Annotated in this window: 13 protein-coding genes; 3 read left to right on the top strand and 10 right to left on the bottom strand. The window is 28.3% G+C overall.

The window, feature by feature from the left end:
* Window positions 1–204 precede the first annotated feature (204 nt).
* A complete protein-coding gene (locus EXC36_RS01105; RefSeq protein ID WP_129690079.1) occupies window positions 205–1,002 on the top strand; it encodes an HAD family hydrolase in 798 nt (265 codons plus the stop codon).
* Between the two features lie 81 nt (window positions 1,003–1,083).
* Here the strand turns inward: EXC36_RS01105 and argS are convergent, their stop codons facing one another.
* Complete coding sequence (gene argS / locus EXC36_RS01100; protein ID WP_129690077.1) at window positions 1,084–2,688, bottom strand: arginine--tRNA ligase; 1,605 nt, start codon at window positions 2,686–2,688, stop codon at window positions 1,084–1,086.
* A gap of 131 nt (window positions 2,689–2,819) precedes the next feature.
* Between argS and EXC36_RS01095 the strand changes: the two genes are divergently transcribed.
* Window positions 2,820–3,551 (top strand): TIGR01906 family membrane protein, encoded by a 732-nt coding sequence (locus EXC36_RS01095; RefSeq protein WP_129690075.1) that lies wholly within the window; start codon window positions 2,820–2,822, stop codon window positions 3,549–3,551.
* Between the two features lie 63 nt (window positions 3,552–3,614).
* Window positions 3,615–4,499 carry an MSC_0882 family membrane protein gene (locus EXC36_RS01090; protein ID WP_129690073.1) on the top strand — a complete coding sequence of 295 codons (885 nt, stop codon included), beginning with the start codon at window positions 3,615–3,617 and terminating at the stop codon, window positions 4,497–4,499.
* Between the two features lie 52 nt (window positions 4,500–4,551).
* Here the strand turns inward: EXC36_RS01090 and pyk are convergent, their stop codons facing one another.
* The 9 genes from pyk to EXC36_RS01045 form a co-directional block, all read right to left on the bottom strand.
* Window positions 4,552–5,979: a pyruvate kinase gene (gene pyk, locus EXC36_RS01085; RefSeq protein ID WP_129690071.1), complete on the bottom strand. Its 1,428-nt coding sequence runs from the start codon at window positions 5,977–5,979 to the stop codon at window positions 4,552–4,554.
* Between the two features lie 281 nt (window positions 5,980–6,260).
* Entirely contained in the window at window positions 6,261–6,821 is a 561-nt protein-coding gene (gene yihA, locus EXC36_RS01080) for a ribosome biogenesis GTP-binding protein YihA/YsxC (protein ID WP_129690069.1), read from the bottom strand.
* 1 nt (window position 6,822) lies between these two features.
* Window positions 6,823–8,004: an acetate/propionate family kinase gene (locus EXC36_RS01075; protein WP_129690067.1), complete on the bottom strand. Its 1,182-nt coding sequence runs from the start codon at window positions 8,002–8,004 to the stop codon at window positions 6,823–6,825.
* Window positions 8,005–8,961, bottom strand: coding sequence for a phosphate acetyltransferase (locus tag EXC36_RS01070; RefSeq protein ID WP_129690065.1), 957 nt, complete (start codon window positions 8,959–8,961; stop codon window positions 8,005–8,007).
* Window positions 8,962–9,095: 134 nt separating this feature from the next.
* The gene (locus EXC36_RS01065; RefSeq protein ID WP_223212140.1) at window positions 9,096–11,192 is read right to left on the bottom strand and encodes an MMOB1670 family gliding motility ATPase complex subunit; all 2,097 of its coding nucleotides are present in this window, start codon (window positions 11,190–11,192) and stop codon (window positions 9,096–9,098) included.
* Window positions 11,179–12,768 (bottom strand): MMOB1660 family gliding motility ATPase complex subunit, encoded by a 1,590-nt coding sequence (locus EXC36_RS01060; RefSeq protein ID WP_129690063.1) that lies wholly within the window; start codon window positions 12,766–12,768, stop codon window positions 11,179–11,181. Before EXC36_RS01060 ends, EXC36_RS01065 begins: the two co-directional genes overlap by 14 nt.
* 14 nt (window positions 12,769–12,782) lie before the next feature.
* A complete protein-coding gene (locus tag EXC36_RS01055; RefSeq protein WP_129690061.1) occupies window positions 12,783–16,097 on the bottom strand; it encodes a hypothetical protein in 3,315 nt (1,104 codons plus the stop codon).
* Window positions 16,098–16,109: 12 nt separating this feature from the next.
* Window positions 16,110–16,667: an MMOB1640 family gliding machinery internal complex protein gene (locus EXC36_RS01050; protein WP_010925036.1), complete on the bottom strand. Its 558-nt coding sequence runs from the start codon at window positions 16,665–16,667 to the stop codon at window positions 16,110–16,112.
* Entirely contained in the window at window positions 16,667–17,815 is a 1,149-nt protein-coding gene (locus EXC36_RS01045; protein ID WP_129690059.1) for an MMOB1630 family gliding motility ATPase complex subunit, read from the bottom strand. The genes EXC36_RS01050 and EXC36_RS01045 overlap by 1 nt, the downstream gene beginning before the upstream one ends.
* Window positions 17,816–17,853 lie beyond the last annotated feature (38 nt).

The following is a 17,853-nucleotide window of genomic DNA, read 5'->3' as shown; positions in this document are numbered from 1 at the left end:
TGGCTTTTTTTAAAATTTTGCTTTTCTATTTTTCTATATTCACCATCAGTTAAATATTTTTATAAAAAAATGCTAAAGAATGCTTAAAAAATTTTTATTCAAAAAGGTTAATTATTTATCTAAATTTTTAATATGATTTATTAATATAACAAAGCTCTTTTTTTTATTACAATATAGAAATAAAATAAATTAAAAAGGAAATATATGTATTTTATTTTTACAGATTTAGATGGTACTTTGTACGATAAATCATTTATCCCCTCTGATAAAAACAAACTAGCAATTAAAAAAGCTCAAGAAAAAGGTATCGAAGTAGTCATAGCAACAGGTAATCCTTTTTCGAATAAAATTAAAAATATAGCTCTTGATCTTAATATCAATTACGTAATTACTTCAAATGGAGCTTATATCCATGATATGAAAAATGACAAAGCTCTTTTTAAAAATCAGTTTAGTAAAGAACAAATTGAAGTTTTTAAAAAAACTACTAAAGACTATCCAGTTGAGGTTATTTATGTAACCCAAGAAGCTTTTTATTCATACAACGCAAGCAAAGAAAGAGCTGAGTATGTAAATAAATTTAATGGTTTTGGACAAATACATTATCAAAAAGATAAAATTGAACAATCTCTTAAAATTGAATATTTTACAGATCCAAAAGATAGCTCTATCATTTGTAATATACTAAAAGAAAATGATTTTGAATGTGCAAAAATCAAAGACATTCATCTAGAGGTAACTCCAAAAAACACTTCAAAAGGAAGTGCACTAAAGTTTTTAGTAATGGAGCATTTTAAACAAGAAAACTTAGATAAAGTAATGGCCATAGGTGATAGTGCAAATGATAGTCCTATGTTTGAACTTGTAAAATTTTCTTATGCCATGGACAATTCAAGTCAAAACATCAAAAATCAAGCTAAATTTTATACCTCATCAGTTTCTCAACATGGAGTGGCAGAGGCTATTTATGATTTTATGTTTAGAAATGATTTAGATAAATAATTTATTAAAGCACTAATTTAAATAACTAAAAAATGCACCTAAGCGTGCATTTTCTTTTAATTTCATTAGTTAAACTAAAATCTACATTTTTTCAATTTTATCTATTCCAATTATGTCAAAGATAGTGCTCATAAGAATTCTAAAAGCTTTTACCACTTCAATTAAAGCCTCTTGTTGACTAGAGCCAATAATTGAAACATTTGAATAAAATGAATTAAAAGTTGTTACTAAATCAATTAAATATTGATTGAGTAAATGAGTTTTAAAACTTTGAGAAATTTGCAAAATTAATAAAGGAAACTCAACCATTTTTTTAATTAGATTTTTAACAAATTCATTTTGATAGTTGTTGTTAGTTTCTTTTGATAAATCATTTGAACTTTCTTGAGCTTTTAATAAAAGTTGAAAAGCTCTTGCATAAGTGTATTTAATAGTGTAGATGTAATTTTCAGAGTCATTTTTTAAAATTGCATCGATGTCAAAGACTAAATTTGAGTTATTAGATCTTGAGTTCATATAAAAACGAATTGCATCTTTTCCTACCATTTCATAGAGCTCAATTAAAGTAAAACTAGTACCCATTCTTTTTGACATTTTAAGCTCTTGATTGTTTTTAGTAAGTTTAACTAGTTGGATTGTCTCAACTTTTACTTTTTGACCACTTATCATTTCATAAGCTATTGAAAGTCTTTTAATATAACCTGAGTGGTCTGCTCCTCAAATGTTGATTAAACTAGAATTATTTCTTACATGTTTAATATTATGATAGGCAATGTCAGGGCTAAAATAAGTTAGTGAACCATCACTTTTTCTTAAAACACGATCTTTGTCATCTCCAAAATCGCTAGTTTTTAATCAAAGAGCTCCCTCTTTTTCATATGTGTAGTTCCCAAGAGCTTTTAAAATTGGCTCAATTTTATTTTCTTTGTACAAACTTTTTTCAGAAAAGAAAATGTCAAAGCTAACTCTTATTAAAGCTAAATCTTCTTTAATTTTTTTAAGAAAAATATTGGTTGATTCTTCTTTTAAAAATTCTTTAATTTCTTCAAAGTCTTTTTCAAAAATTCCACTTCCAAATTTCTCAATTAGTGCCTTTGCTCCATAAATTATGTCATTTCCTCTATACATTTCTTGAGGAGCTTGAGTTTCAAAATTTAAATATTCTCTAGCACGAAAATAAACAGAATAAGCTAGAGTTTCAATTTGACTTCCAGCATCATTGATATAGTATTCTTTAGTGACGTTGTAGCCACTAAAGTCTAAGGTGTTGGCTAAAATTTGTCCATAACAAGCATTTCTAACATGGCCTATATGTAAAAAACCTGTTGGATTGGCTGAGACAAATTCAATGTTAATGTTTTGACCGTTTTTTTCTAATCTTCCATAGTTTTGCTTTTTCTCTAAAATTTCAAAAACTAGAGTCTTAAAAGCTAGATCATTTAAAAAAAGATTCAAAAAACCAGGCTTTAGTATTTCAAATTTTTCTACATATTCATTTTCAAATTTATTTTCAAAAAGCTCTTGCAAGGTCTCTAAAGAAAGTTTGTTTTTTTTCTGGACAATCATCAAAATATTACTTGAAAGATCAGAAAAATTTGATGAGCTTAATTTAATAGGCTCATCTTGATAAAAATTTTCTAGAGTCTTGATAATTGAAGCTACAATAGATTTTTTAATATTGTGCATAGGCTAATGATACATTATAGTTTATATCTATGAGGTTTTTGGTTAAATTTATTGGATTTATTCTAAGTTTTGGCCCTTGGCTTAATTAGCTCCACTTCAATATTGCAAAAATAGTGTAAAATTAATAAACAATGCAAAATCATAAAACCCCTTTTTATAAACACAAATTTCTCAAACATACGGCAACTTTTTTAAATACAATTTCATTATTAATAATTACGGTTATTTTAATTTCACTATCTATTTTTTTTAGTAAATGAATATACAGCAGCCAAGTAAACACTTTAGATTTAGAAGCTTCAATAAACCAAAAATTAAAAGAAAATGGTTCAAATTTAAATGTTAGTTCAGCTCAAATAGTTCAAGCCTATGGTGAAATTATTGATTATTTAGTTCCTTTTTCTAAAAAAACAGATTTGCGTTTAACTCACTTTCCTATGTCAGAAAGTGGAATATCACATTTTAGAGATGTTAAATTTCTTATAGAAAACTTAGCCATTAGCGGAATATTCTTCGGACTTCTTTTTATTCCTTTAACAATTTATTTAACACTAGCTCATAGAAGTTATTCATATTTAAAATTTTCATTTATAGCTATTTTGATTCTTGCACTAATAATAGGTATTGCAATAGCTGCTAATTTTCAAATTGCTTTTGAATATTTCCACAAAATCTTCTTTAGAGACTCAACTTGAAGATTTGATGGCAATGTTGATCCTATTATTTATGCTCTTCCAGCAAGATTTTTCATGAGTGCAGCGATTTTGATCATAGTTATAATCTTTGCTGTTCATATTGTTTATCTATTTATCTATATTATTCTTTTAAGAAGAGAAAGAAAAAGACCTATTATCAACCTTTAATTAGGTTTTTTTCTATCCTTGTAATAAAATAAAATTAAATAATTAAACTAAAGGATAATGGCCATGGATATAAAACCTCTTCACGACACTTCAACGATTAATATTGTTAGTCCCTCAAATCAATATAATAAAATTTTACTTCAATCCTCAAAAGTAAAAGATCCTAAAGGCGTAATGGAAGCTAGTGCTTATCGAGTTTTTAGATCTGAAAAAATTATTAATGTTTTAACTTTAATTTTATTTTTAGCAGCTATTGTTATAGTTTCAATTTTTCTATTAATAAATGCTTTTAAACCAACTTTATTAAGCGAGAAATTGATAGAGCCTTCAAATACTTATTATTTTTTTGGTGGAACTATAGCCTTTGTAATGCTTGCTAAAATTATTAGCATTTTAATTGATCTAAGGAATTTAAAAAATTCAGAAATTTCATATCGCAATGAAGTTCAAAGAGGAGATACTCCCAACGGTCCTCAGTATATGAAAAATGCTTATAAAAAAATTATTTTAAGGCAAATAGATCATAATTGAATTAGTATTATTTTGCTTTGGTTTTGTTCAATTTTTCTAGGTATTTTATATGCTCTTAAAGATGTTAACAAATCAGTTTCACTAGGAATATTTGGTCGAATAGACTTTAATTTTAAAGAGCTAATTCGAATTATGTTTGGAAATGCTAATTTGGTAATAACTATTTTTATTATAGTTTTAGCAGCTTGAGTAGTTCTTCATGTTTTTTTTGCTCTTTCAAGAAAAAAACGAAAAAACGATATTGAACAATCCTTTGGTGGTAAAGAAAATTGAATAACAGATGAAGTTTATGAAAAAATTACCAAAGGAAGAAGAAAAATTTGATTTAGAATCTTTTTGGTTATTAACTTTATTTTAATTCTTGTGCCAGCTTTATTTTTATTTTGAAGATGAATGAAAAATCGAAGAAAGAGATAAAAAAATTTTTAGCCTTTAGAGCTAAAAATTCTAATAAGAGATCCTTTAAAAATTACTCAACAACATGTTGGGTAATTTTTTCATTATGAACAATCAAGAATTTATCTCCTGGTCTTGCATCATAGTTTTTAAGGGTGCTAATTGCAGCTAAAGGATTATTTTTTAGTTCAAAGTATTTTTGAACAGACTCAGGTGAGACAAATACAGAAGAGACTATTCCAAAGGCATTGATTAGTTTTTTGTCTTGAACAAAGCCTATAATTGAAGTATTAGGTCTAAAGTTGGCTACTTTCTTTAATAAATTACCACTAGCTGAAAGCACTACTGTATATTTAAAATCTCCTGATTGAGTTTTCTTTGCTACTTCATAGGCAATTTTAGCTCTTTTGGTAGTAGCTAATTTTGCATTTGATTCAAGTTGAGCATTGTAGTAAAGTTTACTATAAAACTCTTTTTCAGCTCTTTGGTTAATTTTTGACATAACCTGAACAGCCTCAACTGGAAAATGTCCTTGAGCGGTCTCTCCTGAGAGCATGGTTGAATCAGCTCCTAATTCAGTTGCAAAGTATACATCAGTGACTTCTGCTCTTGTAGGGTTAGTGTTATGTTCCATACTATCAAGCATTTGAGTTGCTACTATTACAACTTTGCCTACATTTATACATTTTCTAATAATTGTTTTTTGTCAGTAAGGAACTTCATAGTAAGGAATTTCAAGTCCTAAATCTCCTCTTGCTATCATAACTCCATCTGAGTGTTCAATTATTTCATCGATGTTTTCAATTCCTAGAGTTGATTCAATTTTTGAAATAATTTGAACATGCTCTGCGTTTAGTGATTTTAAAATAGCTCTAAGTTCTAATACATTTTCTTTGGAATTAACAAATGAAGCTGCAACATAGTTAATATCATTTTCAACTCCAAAGGCTATATCCTTTTTGTCTTTTTCGCTTAGAAAAGGAAGTGAAAAAGCCACTCCCGGAAGGTTAATTCTTTTATTTGTTTTTAAATTATGAGAATTAAGTGCTCTTACTTGAACATACTCAGGGGTTACTTTTTCTACAATAGTATCTAATTTTCCATCATCAAGAAGAACTTGATTGCCCTTTTTTAAATCTTGAGACATATTATAAGAAACGCTAATATCTTCTGAGGTTCCTAATAAATTTTTATATTTTTCTTCTGAGACTCAAATTTTTAAACTTTGATTGGCCTCAATTTTTTGAACTCCATCTTTCATTTTCCCAATTCTAATTTCAGGTCCTTTAGTATCTAACATTAATGAAAGGGGGGTGTTTAAATCATGGCTTACTTTTTTGGCAAGATCAAATTTTCTTTTTTGTTCTTGATAGTCTCCATGTGAAAAATTAGCCCTTACACAAGTTACTCCATTTTCTACTAACTCTTTTAAAACTTCATAGTTATCAGAAGAAGGTCCAATTGTAGCAATTAGTTTTGATTTCTTTTTTATCGAATACATTAAAAAAACTCCTATTTTTTTATTACTTTTACTTAATTTTTGTAAAAAAATATCTAAAATAACAAATTTACAAATCTATTTATACTCATTTTATCACTAATTTAACATTCAAAGGTCTATGGATTAAAAAAACCATTAATTTTGATGAAAAATTTATCACAATTGCTTATTTTTAAAAATTTTAATAAGCATAGTTAATAAAAAAAGTTGCCTAAACAACTTCTTTTACTATTAGAATTTTAGCTTATTTTTATTTTTAATAAATCAAGCTCTTAAGTTAATTATTTAAATTCACTTGCTAAAAGTTTTTTCAAATTATCTATATTTGTTCTTTTTAAAGAAGAGACCAAAAGCACGGATTTTTCTAAATTAAGCTCTTTGAGAGAGACTAAAAGCTTATGTTTTTGAGCTTGATTTAGTTTGTCAATTTTAGTTGCTAACAAGATTATATTTTTCTTAGCTTGCTGGGCTCAATTAATAAAGTCTAAGTCTTGGTCTAAAATTCCTCTTCTTGAGTCAAATAAAAGCACAATTGTTTTTAAGTTTTTGCGATTTTGAAGATATTCATCAATCATTTGATGCATTTTTTCAAGTTTATCTTTTGGCATTTGTGCAAAGCCATAACCCGGAAGATCAACATAGACATTTTTTTGATCATCTTCAAAAAAATTAATTAATTGAGTTCTTCCGGGAGTGTTAGAAACTTTAGAAACCGCTGAGTTAGAAAGACTATTAATTAAAGAGGATTTTCCAACATTACTTCTTCCAATAAAACAAATTTCGACTTTGTCGTGGTTATATCACGATTGGCTATTAGAAGCACTTTTGATAAAACGAAGCATTTTAAGAGTTTAGTTTTTTTGCATCACTAGCAATCATTAGCTCTTCATTGGTTCTAATTACATAAACAGGAATTTCACTGTTTTTTGTCGAAATTAGCTGATATTCTCCAACTTTTTGACTATTTAAAGTCTCATCAAGTTCAATGTTTTTGATTTTAATTCTGCTAATAACATTTTTACGAATAAAAGCTGAGTTTTCTCCAACTCCTGCTGTAAAAACAATAGCGTCAATTTGAGGAGCAATTTTATTTAGATAAATAGCTGCATAGTCAGCAATTTTTTGGCTATATAAATCAAGGGCAAAAATAGCTTGCTCGTTTCCTTTGGCATATTGCTCTTCAACATCTCTAAGGTCACTAGAGATTTGACTTACTCCAAATATTCCTGATTTTTTGTTTAAAATTGAAGTAAATTCTTCAATACTCATGTTTTCTTCTTTACAAACAAACTCGTGAATAGAAGGGTCAATGTCACCACTTCTTGTTCCCATCATAATTCCAGCTAAAGGAGTAAATCCCATTGAAGTATCTATTGATTTTGAGTCTTTAACAGCACATAAACTAGCTCCATTACCAATGTGCAAGTTAACAAAGTTAACACTTTTTTTGTTAAGAATTTTTTCTAGTTTATTAGTAATAAAGCGATGGCTTATTCCGTGGAAACCAAATTTTCTAATTCCTAATTTTTGAGCCAATTCATAATTGATTGGATATGAATAGTTAATTTTGTCAATGCTTGAGTGAAAAGCTGTGTCTAAATTAACTGAAAGTTTAGCTTTTGGAAGAGCAACTTGAAAAGCTTTAATCGCTTGAAGAGCTCCTGGGTTGTGTAAAGGAGCATATTTAGCTGAGTCTTCAATGATTGAAATAGTTTTTTGATCTAGTTTCGAAGCTTTATTTAGTTCAATTCCTCCATGAACTACTCTAAAACCTATTAGTTCAATTTCATCAGCGTTTTTGATTAGTGAAATTTGCTCAAAAAGTTCTAAAAGTTTTTTAGCAGCTTCAAGATGGTCTTTCATATCAATTTCAAATTGATATTTTTTGTCAAAAGAAATTGAAATAATTCCATTTTCAATTCCAATTCTCTCAGCTATACCACTAGCTATTTGATTTAAATTTTCTTTTTCAAATAAAGCAAATTTAATAGAGCTCGATCCTGCGTTAATAACTAAAATTTTCATTTATTTTCCCTCACTTTGTAATGCAGTAATTAAAACAGTATTGGCAACATCTTCAACTGATGCTCCTCTTGAAAGATCGTTAATTGGAAGTTTTGTTCCAGTTACAATAGGTCCAAAAGCTCCATATTTACCCATTCTTTGAGCAATTTTATATCCAATGTTTCCAGCTTCTAAGTCAGGAAAAATTAGTAAATTAGACTCTTGACTAAACTCTGGGTTTTTGTATTTTGAAGATCTTGTTTTAAGATCAACGGCTGCATCAAATTGAATCTCTCCTAGAGCTTTGGCCTTTAGTGCTAGAGCATTAAATTTTTCTTTGGCCTCAACTACTTTTTTAGTCTCATCACTAACAGCTGAGCCTTGAGTTGAAAAAGATAAAAATGAAGGAAAAGCTTCAATACCCATTTGTTCTAAAAACTCAACGCTGTTTTTAGCAATGTCAACTAATTGATCAGCTGAAGGGTTAACATTGATTGAAATATCTGCAAAAATTTTAGTATCTTCGCCCTTAGACATAATCATTAATGAGCTAATAGTTTTTACACCAACTTTAGGACCAACAACCTTAAAAGCAGCTTTTAAAATATCAGCTGTTGTATATAAAAGTCCACCAACAACTCCATCAAAAAAGCCTTTTTTTAGTAGCATCATTGCATAAAAAGGACGAGTTTTAAGAGCTTTTTGAACAGACTCAAGAGAGTCTTTTCCTTTTCTTGATTCAAAAAGATCTTGACAAAAACTTTCGTATTGTTTTTGATCTTGATCTAAAACAACAAAGTTAAATCCATCTTTAACATCGCTTTTAGACTCAACCAAAAGGCTAACTTCAATATTTGGATATTTTTGAAGTTCTTTGGCAGCTTCAAGAGATCTTGGATCGTTTCCATCAACTAGTAGGATACGTTTTTTTTCTTTAAGTTTTTTGACTCTAGAAATAATATAGTCATTAAAATTCATATAAATGATTTCTCCTTGAATAATTTATGTATAAAAATATTTTAATTATATATTTTTTTGTCTAAACATTACTAAGCATAGCTTAAGTTTCATAAAAAAAACATTTTTCCTTTGAAAAATGCCTTTTTATTAAATTAAATGTTAATATTAGTTGCCTCTTGTGAAATTTCTTCTTTAACCATCAATTTAGCTTCTTCTTCTTTATTGTCATATTCATATTTTTCAAGAGCTTCTTCAATGGTTCCTACATAAGCAAAGTAGGTCTCTGGAATATGGTTAAACTCTCCAGTTAAAATTCTTTCCATTCCTCTTAGAGCATCATTTAAAGTAACAAAAACTCCTTTTTGTCCTGTGAATTTTTCACTAACTACAAATGGTTGAGTTAGGAATTTTCTAATAATTCTTGCAATTCTAACGGTTTTTCTATCAGCTTCAGAAAGAGCATCAAAACCTAGAATGTTAATAATGTCTTCAAGTGATTTACTTTTTTCTAAAATAGCAATTGTTTCTTTGGCAATGTTAATGTGTCTTGTTGAGGTAAATTTAGTTGAAAGCAATTTTGAAGAAGAAACTAGTGGATCAACAGCTGGATAAAGACCCTCAGCTGCTAGTTGTCTTGAAAGAATAATGGTTGCATCAAAATGGGCAAAAGCAGCTACAGCAGCTGGATCGGTAAAGTCATCAGCTGGAATATACATAGCTTGAATAGAAGTGATATCTCCATCATTGTTTGAGTTAATTCTCTCTTGCAACTTACCAATTTCACTTACTAGCATTGGTTGATATCCAACAGCTGAAGGGGTTTTTTCAAGTAGAGATGAAACCTCTGAACCAGCTTGCATGTATCTAAAGATATTATCCATAAATAAAAGCACGTTTTTACCTAGATTGTTTCTAAAGTATTCAGCAACTTTAACTCCAGTAAATCCTGAACGAAGTCTTAGTCCTGGTGATTCATTCATTTGTCCAAAGATAAAAGTGGTTTTATCTAAAAATCCTAACTCTTTAGCTTCTTCTCATAATTCATGACCTTCACGAATACGCTCTCCAATACCAGAGAAAACCGAAACTCCATCGTGGTGTTTAATGAAAGTGTTAATTAGTTCTTGAACAACAACAGTTTTTCCAACTCCAGCTCCACCAAGAAGTCCTGTTTTTCCTCCTGAAGGAATAGGAAGTAAAACGTCAATAACTTTAATTCCAGTTTCTAGAATTTGAGTTTTAGGGAAAACTTTATACTTTTCAGTTTGTTTTGATTCAGTTTCAATCATTGGAGCATATTGTTTACCAACTAGTGGATGTGTAGGATCATCTAAGATTCTTCCTACAGGGTCAATAATTCTTCCAAGTAATTTTTCTGAAATAGGAATTGAATAAGGATTATTTTTTGAACGAGCAAAAGAACCTATTTCAATACCTTGCTCTCTTCCTAGTACATATCCTGCAACTAAGCTATCACTTAAAATATCAGAAATTTCAAGCAATCTTGTTTGTCCTTGCTCAGTTTGAATTTCAAAAAGAGCATTAATAATTGGTTTTTCTTTTACAAGAGTAAGTTTAATTTTGTAAACCTGTGATTTAACCTCAACTACAATTCCTTCTAGAACATAGGCTTTATCTTCAAGAGGTTTTAGAGGATTTCTAGCTTTAAACTTAGCTCTTGGTTTCATGATTTCTTCAGATTTTCTTCTAAAATCATCTGTGTATTGTCTTTCAGCAATGGCTGCTATTAGAGATTGTTTGGTTTTATTTTCTGGTTTGAAAATTTTGTGAACTTTAGCTAAAACAACTAATTGATCATAAGTTAAAAGAGCTAAGTTTTCAGGGCTATAAATTTTGTAAGCTGTCATTTTTTTATAGTCATAATCTGAAAACGAGCTTTCAATTTCTTTGGTTTCTTCTTGAACAACAACTGGCTCTGGTTTTTCATCTTCTAAAAGATTTTTAACAACTTTAACTTTTTTAGAACTAGCTTTTTCTTTAGCAATTTTTGTTACTTCTTTAACAATTTTAGCCTTTGAAGCACTTTCTTTTTGAAGGCTAGCACTTGATTCAGGTGAAAGTAAAAAGGCTAAAACTGTGTTTTCAGGAAATTCTAAATCGTGTTTTAAAATGTTTTCAATTAGTTTATTTCTTTTGGTACCTTTTTTAATTTTTAGACCAACTTTATTAGAAGCTGCTTTTAAAGTATTGAAATGATAATCTTTATACGAGTTTTTATTTGTAGTCATATGCTATTCCTTTCTCTAAACCTTTTCTTTCGTATGATAGAAGTACTCTACCGTCATTTCTAATGTCATTAAATTTCTTAATGAATTTAGTATTTTTACTTAAATAAACGCTCTCTGTTAATAAGTGATATTTTAATAGAGGTAAAATAAAGTGTTTTAGATATAAATCAATGATTGGAGCTTCTAATTCATGGGTGTCTAAAAGCATTCTTAGTTTATTGCCCATAATATCTTTTGACAAGAATGTTTTTAAAATGTCTTTGATTAAAACTAATTCTTTAGTTTTTTCTCAGTAAAATGATAGATATCCTTTTTTAAGTAAGAATAGCAAGATTGTTGTTGTGTGATATTCAACTACTTCATATTCTCTTTGGTCCATTAAAGCCTCAAAAACTCATCCTAGTTCCATTTTTTCAAGATCTCTTTTGGTTCTTTCAGTTAAAACTGAAGAGAGTTTCTTTTGGTTTAAAAATTCAGTTATTAAAGTTTTTAAACCTTTTGAAGCTTGAATCATTGAGTATTTTTGAGCTATAGAACCAATCCTTGAAACTGAAAGTCCAATATCGATGGCTGGTCTTTTTCCTGAGTTAAATAACTTAGTTGAAGTAAAGATTTGCCCGTCAGTAATTGAAATTAAGTTAGTTGGGATATACCCTGAAATATCGCTAGCCAATGTTTGGGCAATAGGTATACAAGTAATTGATCCTCCACCAAATTCATCGCTAAATTTACCAGCTCTTTCTAATAGTCTTGAGTGAGTGTAGAAAATATCTCCAGGATAGGCCTCTCGTCCAGGGGCAGAACCTGAAAGAAGTGAAATTTCACGATAGGCATCAGCGTGGTTTGTTAAATCATCAATAACTACTAAAACGTCTCTTCCAAGTGATTGATAGTGCTCTGCAACTGACATTGAAACATAAGGAAGTAAATATTTAGTAACAGCTAAATCATCAGCTGATGAAGAGATAATGATAGTTTTGTCCATCAATTTTCTGCTTTTTAAAACACTAAAGATTTCAACAACTTCTTCTCTTTTTTTACCAACAGCTGCATAAATTGAAATAACATTTGATTTTTCTTGAGCTAAAATCGCATTTAAAGCAATAGCTGTTTTTCCTGTTCCTTTATCCCCAATAATTAATTGTTTTTGTCCTCTACCAATTGGTAAAACAGCGTCTATTGCATTAATTCCTGTTTCAAGAGGTGCATTTACAGCTTTTCTTGAATAAATTGGTTTTGCCTCTTCAAAAACGTCAAGAATAGCAATGTCATCTTGACCTCTTTTACTAAAAGTTAAAACTTCATTTAGACTTACATCAACAACTGAACCAATTAAGTTATCGTGAATTTTAACTTTGAAAAGTTCACCAGTGGCAATGGCCTCTGATCCTACTTCTAATTGGTTGTGGCTATCAACATTAACTAATCCAACTTCTGCTTGAAAAGCGCTCCCTTTAAGAACAATTCCTTGAGTTTTGTTTGAAAATTTTACAACTTCCAAGAATTTATAGGGATGGTTACCAACAACCGTAACAATATTATCCTTTATGGATGTAATTTTTAATTTTGTAATCATATTTTCTCCTTATCTTATATTAGAATCAATCATAGAGCCACAGCAAGCACAACAGCTCCAAGAACTGAAAGACCCGTTAATATTGATTTTAAAAATGGTTGTGTTTTAAAATTGATTGTTTTTCTTTTTGTCACTAATAAAAATGCAGGTATTACCATGAAAATTAATGAAAAAATCAGCATTGAATATTTAAATATTTGATCTACAGCTTGAGTTCCAGCTGATAAAAATGACTGAACATCAACTGTTCTAAAAACTAGTTGTTTAGAAAGATCAATTTCATTAATGATTTTTTGAGCCTGTGATAATTGGCTTTGTTCATTAACAAAATTATCAATGTAATTTTTAACATTAACATTTCCTGCAACAAGGGCATAATTTGCCACAACATTTAAAGTAGGTATTGACTCTCTTAGTCTTAGATTAATAACTCTTTTTTCATCATCTGTATTTGCTAAATTAGAAATTGAATTTAATCTAGCATTTAAAGAATTGTAAATATTTGATCCTGATAAAAGAACTTTTAAATATTCAGAAGTTATTTTTTTATCATAAATTTTTATTGAAACTTCATTTTCTCTTTCTTTAGTATCTATTAGATTTGAATTGTCTCTTGAAGTATTTTCTAGTTTAGAGGCAAATTCTTCAATAAATCCTTCAATTGAAAATGTAGGATCATTTGTTTGAGAAGATTTTAGTGTTCCAAAGTTAATTGTTTGTCCTGATTCTAAAAATCCAAACATTTTAGCATTTCAATCAATTCCTACTAATTTAAACAATTCAATATATAAATTAGCAGCTTCAATTGCTCTTGTTCTATCTTTTAAATATTCACTAGAATAAAGCTGTGATCTTCTTATGTTTAAATCATCTTGGCTTTCATTTTCTTGTTGTAAAAATGATCTATAAGTTGCTATTGAATTACTAAAGGCAAAAAATGAAGTTCCTAGTTCATCTTTGTAGATAAAATCAATAATGCTTTTTAGAATGTCACTTGCACTAGCTGCACTTCCATCAGGTTTTGAAATTCAAGATTGAACTTGAGGAACCAGTGAAAAAAGCTTAACTTTTTGAGTTGTTCCATTTACATTTACTTGATGTTCATTGGTTTTAACAACATCTAGGTTTAAAACTTTGTTAAAACTTAAAGCTTGGTTTTTATTAGAACTTTCTATAAATCCTCTTAGAGAACGTAGGAAAATATCATCCAAGTTTTTCTTGAACTCACTGTTAATTCATCTATATACAAGCTCAATAATGTTGGCCATTTCTTTTTCATAAATGGCATCTTTAGTTTGGCTATTTTTTGTTCTATCGTTAAGTGCTTCAACTATTCTGTTAATAATTGGTTGAAGATTAGTTGAGCTTATTTTACTAAAGAATTGAGATCTAATAACATCAGAGGCTGTTTCTTCATTTAGAACTGAAAGAATAAAGGGACTTAAATTAGAAACATCTGCTTGAGGATCAAGTTGTTTAATAATATTTGCATATTCAACATAATCTTTTGAAAGTTGTTTGTAAAGCTCTGGACCAAAATTTGAAAATTTAGTAACTTGATTTTGTTTAATTTTTATAAATCTTCCATTACTTTGTTCTGAAGTTATTTTGTTATATGAAAAATCAATTTTGCTATATTTATTTGAATCATAGTTTTGAGTTGAATCTATTGCTCATTTGTTGTAAATTCTTGCCAATTCTTTTCTAGCTTGAATTTCATTGTCAACAAAAATTTCTCCTTGAATATTTTTTTCTTGAGCACTAAAGTCAAGACTTGTAGAAATTGAAGGTGGCTCAAAGAATATTTTTTTAGCATAGTCTTTGGCATCTAGAGAAATTAATGGATTATAAGTAGATGAGTTATTAGCCTGAGCTGAGTTAAAGCTAATTATATCTTTGTTAAAACCAACTGAAAATTTAGCATAGTTACCATTGTCAAATGAAGAAGGACTTACACTAAGGTTAACTTTGTTAAGATCTTCACTTTGAATTGGAAGTTTTGCTAAGTTAGGGCTAATTTCAAATCTTTTTTCTCTATCTTCAGAGCTTTTGTCATAGCTAAGTTTTAGATTAACATCTCCATTTTCATCTTTTATTTGAACTAAATTACCAACTGAATAATCTTGATTTGAAGATTTTGCATAAATAGGATTTTCAAAAGTAGTTTTATCTCCTAAATAAACATCAAAGCCTTCTCGATTTGTTCAATTTTGAGTGTTAATTCCTACTCCATAAAATCTAATTGAACTAAATGATTGTGAACTAATAATAGGTTGAGAGCTTAGCTGAGAATTTAAAATTCCAAATTTTTTAACAGCTGTTTTTCCTGATTCAACTTGGATGTTTTGAATTCTTTCATTTTGTTCAGCTCTAACATAGACTTCTAAACTTTCAAGAGTTCTAACAATTATAAAGTTTCTTATAGTTGTTGGAAAACCTTGGTTTGAATCTTGAGTTCCTGTAAAACCTTCTCATCTTCCAAAAAGGTTTAAGTTTTTTGAATAATTTTCAAGAGAAAAATTAGCACTTTGAAGCTCACCATTTTCATTTTTGATAATTAGCTTTCCGTTTTTAGTTCCAACAACACTTGTTCCACTATATTCAAAGTTAAAAACTACGTCAGAGTTTAAACTAGTGTCAATTTCAGCTATTTTAACTAATGTGTTATATCTATCATTTAAATTAACATTAGTTGTAGAAGAAGCCACCGAAAGAGACAAATCAACTATTTTTGCCCCAGGAATAAAATCAGGAGAGTTTGCACTAGCTGAGGTATTACCTATTCCAGTAATGTTAACTCTTGTACCTTCAACAAAACCATTAAGTTCATTAATGATTTTTTTAATGTTTTCATTTCCACCTGTAATTTGTTCAACACTTTCGAAATTAAAATCTAAAGCAAATTTTTTTCTAAAATCTTCAATTAAATCAAGTTCTTGTGAACCTCTTTTGAAACTCTCTCAAAGTCTATAGTACTCAAGATTTTTCATGATTTCTAAAAGTTGGTTTTTAGCAGGGGAAGTATTTGGAATTAAATTTAAATTTTCAACAATATTTTTTCATTGACCATTTTCAATTTCCAAAGGTAAGATTTCATCAAGTTTAAAATAAACTTTGGGATTGTCTAAAATTCCTCCAGCTATATTTTGACTTACTGAATCTTGATATTTAATATTTTTTAGATTAACACTTTGTCTTTGGTCTTGAATTTGGTTTTGAATTTCTTGTTTTGGTCTATTAGTAAGGACAAAAGCACTAGTAGTAGAAGCTGCTACTAAAGAAACTATTGGAAGAGCTATTAACAAAGCTTTTTTATTTTTCTTGTTCATGTTTTATCCCCTTTATTTTGTTAGTTGTCAGGCAACTAAAGTTTTAACTAGAATTTTTTTAGATAGATTAGTGAATTTGTCTTGATTTGTAGCCATTCTAAAAAGGTTGCTGTTGATTTCATAGTTTGAAATTGAAAAATAATCAGTAACTTCATCGAAGGCTTGAAGAATTGATTTACTTTTATCAAGTTCTAAGAACTCTTCAATTTCTTCAACAGACATTTCTTTTAGATCTTCGAATTTCTTGTAAACAGCAATAAATAGATCATTTGGAATAATTTTAAAAAGACCATTAATTGAAACTAAATTTCCTTTTTCGTTTGAAATTCAAATAACACTTTCAGCAATGACATAAACTTTTTTGATCTCTTCATTTTCAGGGTTCTTAATTGAAAATACAAGAGCTGCTACATCATAAACTGAAACACTTTGTTTTTTAGCTGGCTCATCAGTTATAATCACTGGTTTTTGAACTGTAGAAATAAGAGTTATGTCTAGAATTTCAAAGTTATTATTAGGAACAATTTGCTTATAATTACTTGGTTCAATAATACTTAGAATTAATGGCATTAGATTTCTTCCTTAATTTTCTTTTTTCTTTTTTCTAGTTGTGGCTCTTTAGTTTTGACTTTTTTTAAATTAGTTGTAGCTTTTGTTAGACTTTCTTCTTCTTTTAAAAGAATATGCTCTTTATTTTTAATAGCATTTGTTTTTCTAATTTTGTCAGCTAATTTCTCAGCTTTTTTTTCTTCTAGATCTGATAATTCAAGTTGTTTCTTTTTAGCTTTAAAAGCTGCAAAAAGAATTAATGATTTATTAGTAGTTTCTTCTTTTCTAACTTTATTTCATTTTTTCTGAAGATCTTCAAGTTGTTCATTAACATTTCTTTTTTTATCTTCAAGAATTGCAAGTTGTAACTTTAAAGTTTGAATGTTTCTTTTAATTTTAATTTCGTAAAATTCACTTTTAATTAAAGCTTTTGACATTTTGTTGTAAAAACCTACAACATCAGGTTTTCATTTGTTTTTTCTTAGATCAATTGCATTGATAATATCTTCATAATGGCTAATTCAATTTTCATCTTCTTCAAATTCATCATCTTTAATAGGTATTCCGTCATCATCAAGAATTTCCATTTTTTGTTCAAGTGAACTTTTGTCAAAAGGAATAATAATTTTTTCAATAATCCCTTTAGTTTCAATGTCATTTTCTGCAATAAGTAAAACTGATTTACTAAAGACATAATTTTGAAGTCCAATTTCTAAAATTGATGAGAGTCTTTCACTTAGAAGATCAATTTTTTCAAAGGCACTAAAGTCTAATTTGTCAATTATTTGAAAGCCAATTGACTCGGCTAATTTATGAGTTTTTCAACCAATGGTAATTACATAATCATTTAGTGTAATTCTTTCTACCATGATTTCTTTTAATTTATTTAAAGCAATTTCAGCATATTCATCATCTTGCTTTGCATCCACTAATATATATAGAGAAGGTAGTTTTTTATTAACATTTAAGTAATAATTGTTATATTTTTTTAATCACTTTTCATTGATTTTAGAAAGTAAAACACTATGTGATTTTCTTAGGGATTTAATAGTGTTTAAATCTTGAATTTCTTTATTTAAATTGTATAACAATGAGATTTTGGAAATATCAATGTAATTTGAGAAAAATTCAAAATTATTTTTCCTTTCTTCAATTTCTTTTCTTTTCAACTCTACTCCTTTAAAAGCTTTTTAGTTGTATATAAAAC

Origin of the sequence: Mycoplasmopsis pulmonis, assembly GCF_900660575.1 — a bacterium.
Classification (GTDB): Bacteria; Bacillota_I; Bacilli_A; order Mycoplasmatales; family Metamycoplasmataceae; genus Mycoplasmopsis_B; species Mycoplasmopsis_B pulmonis.
Note: the sequence above shows the minus strand (reverse complement) of the source record. Positions and strands in the feature narration are given on the sequence as shown.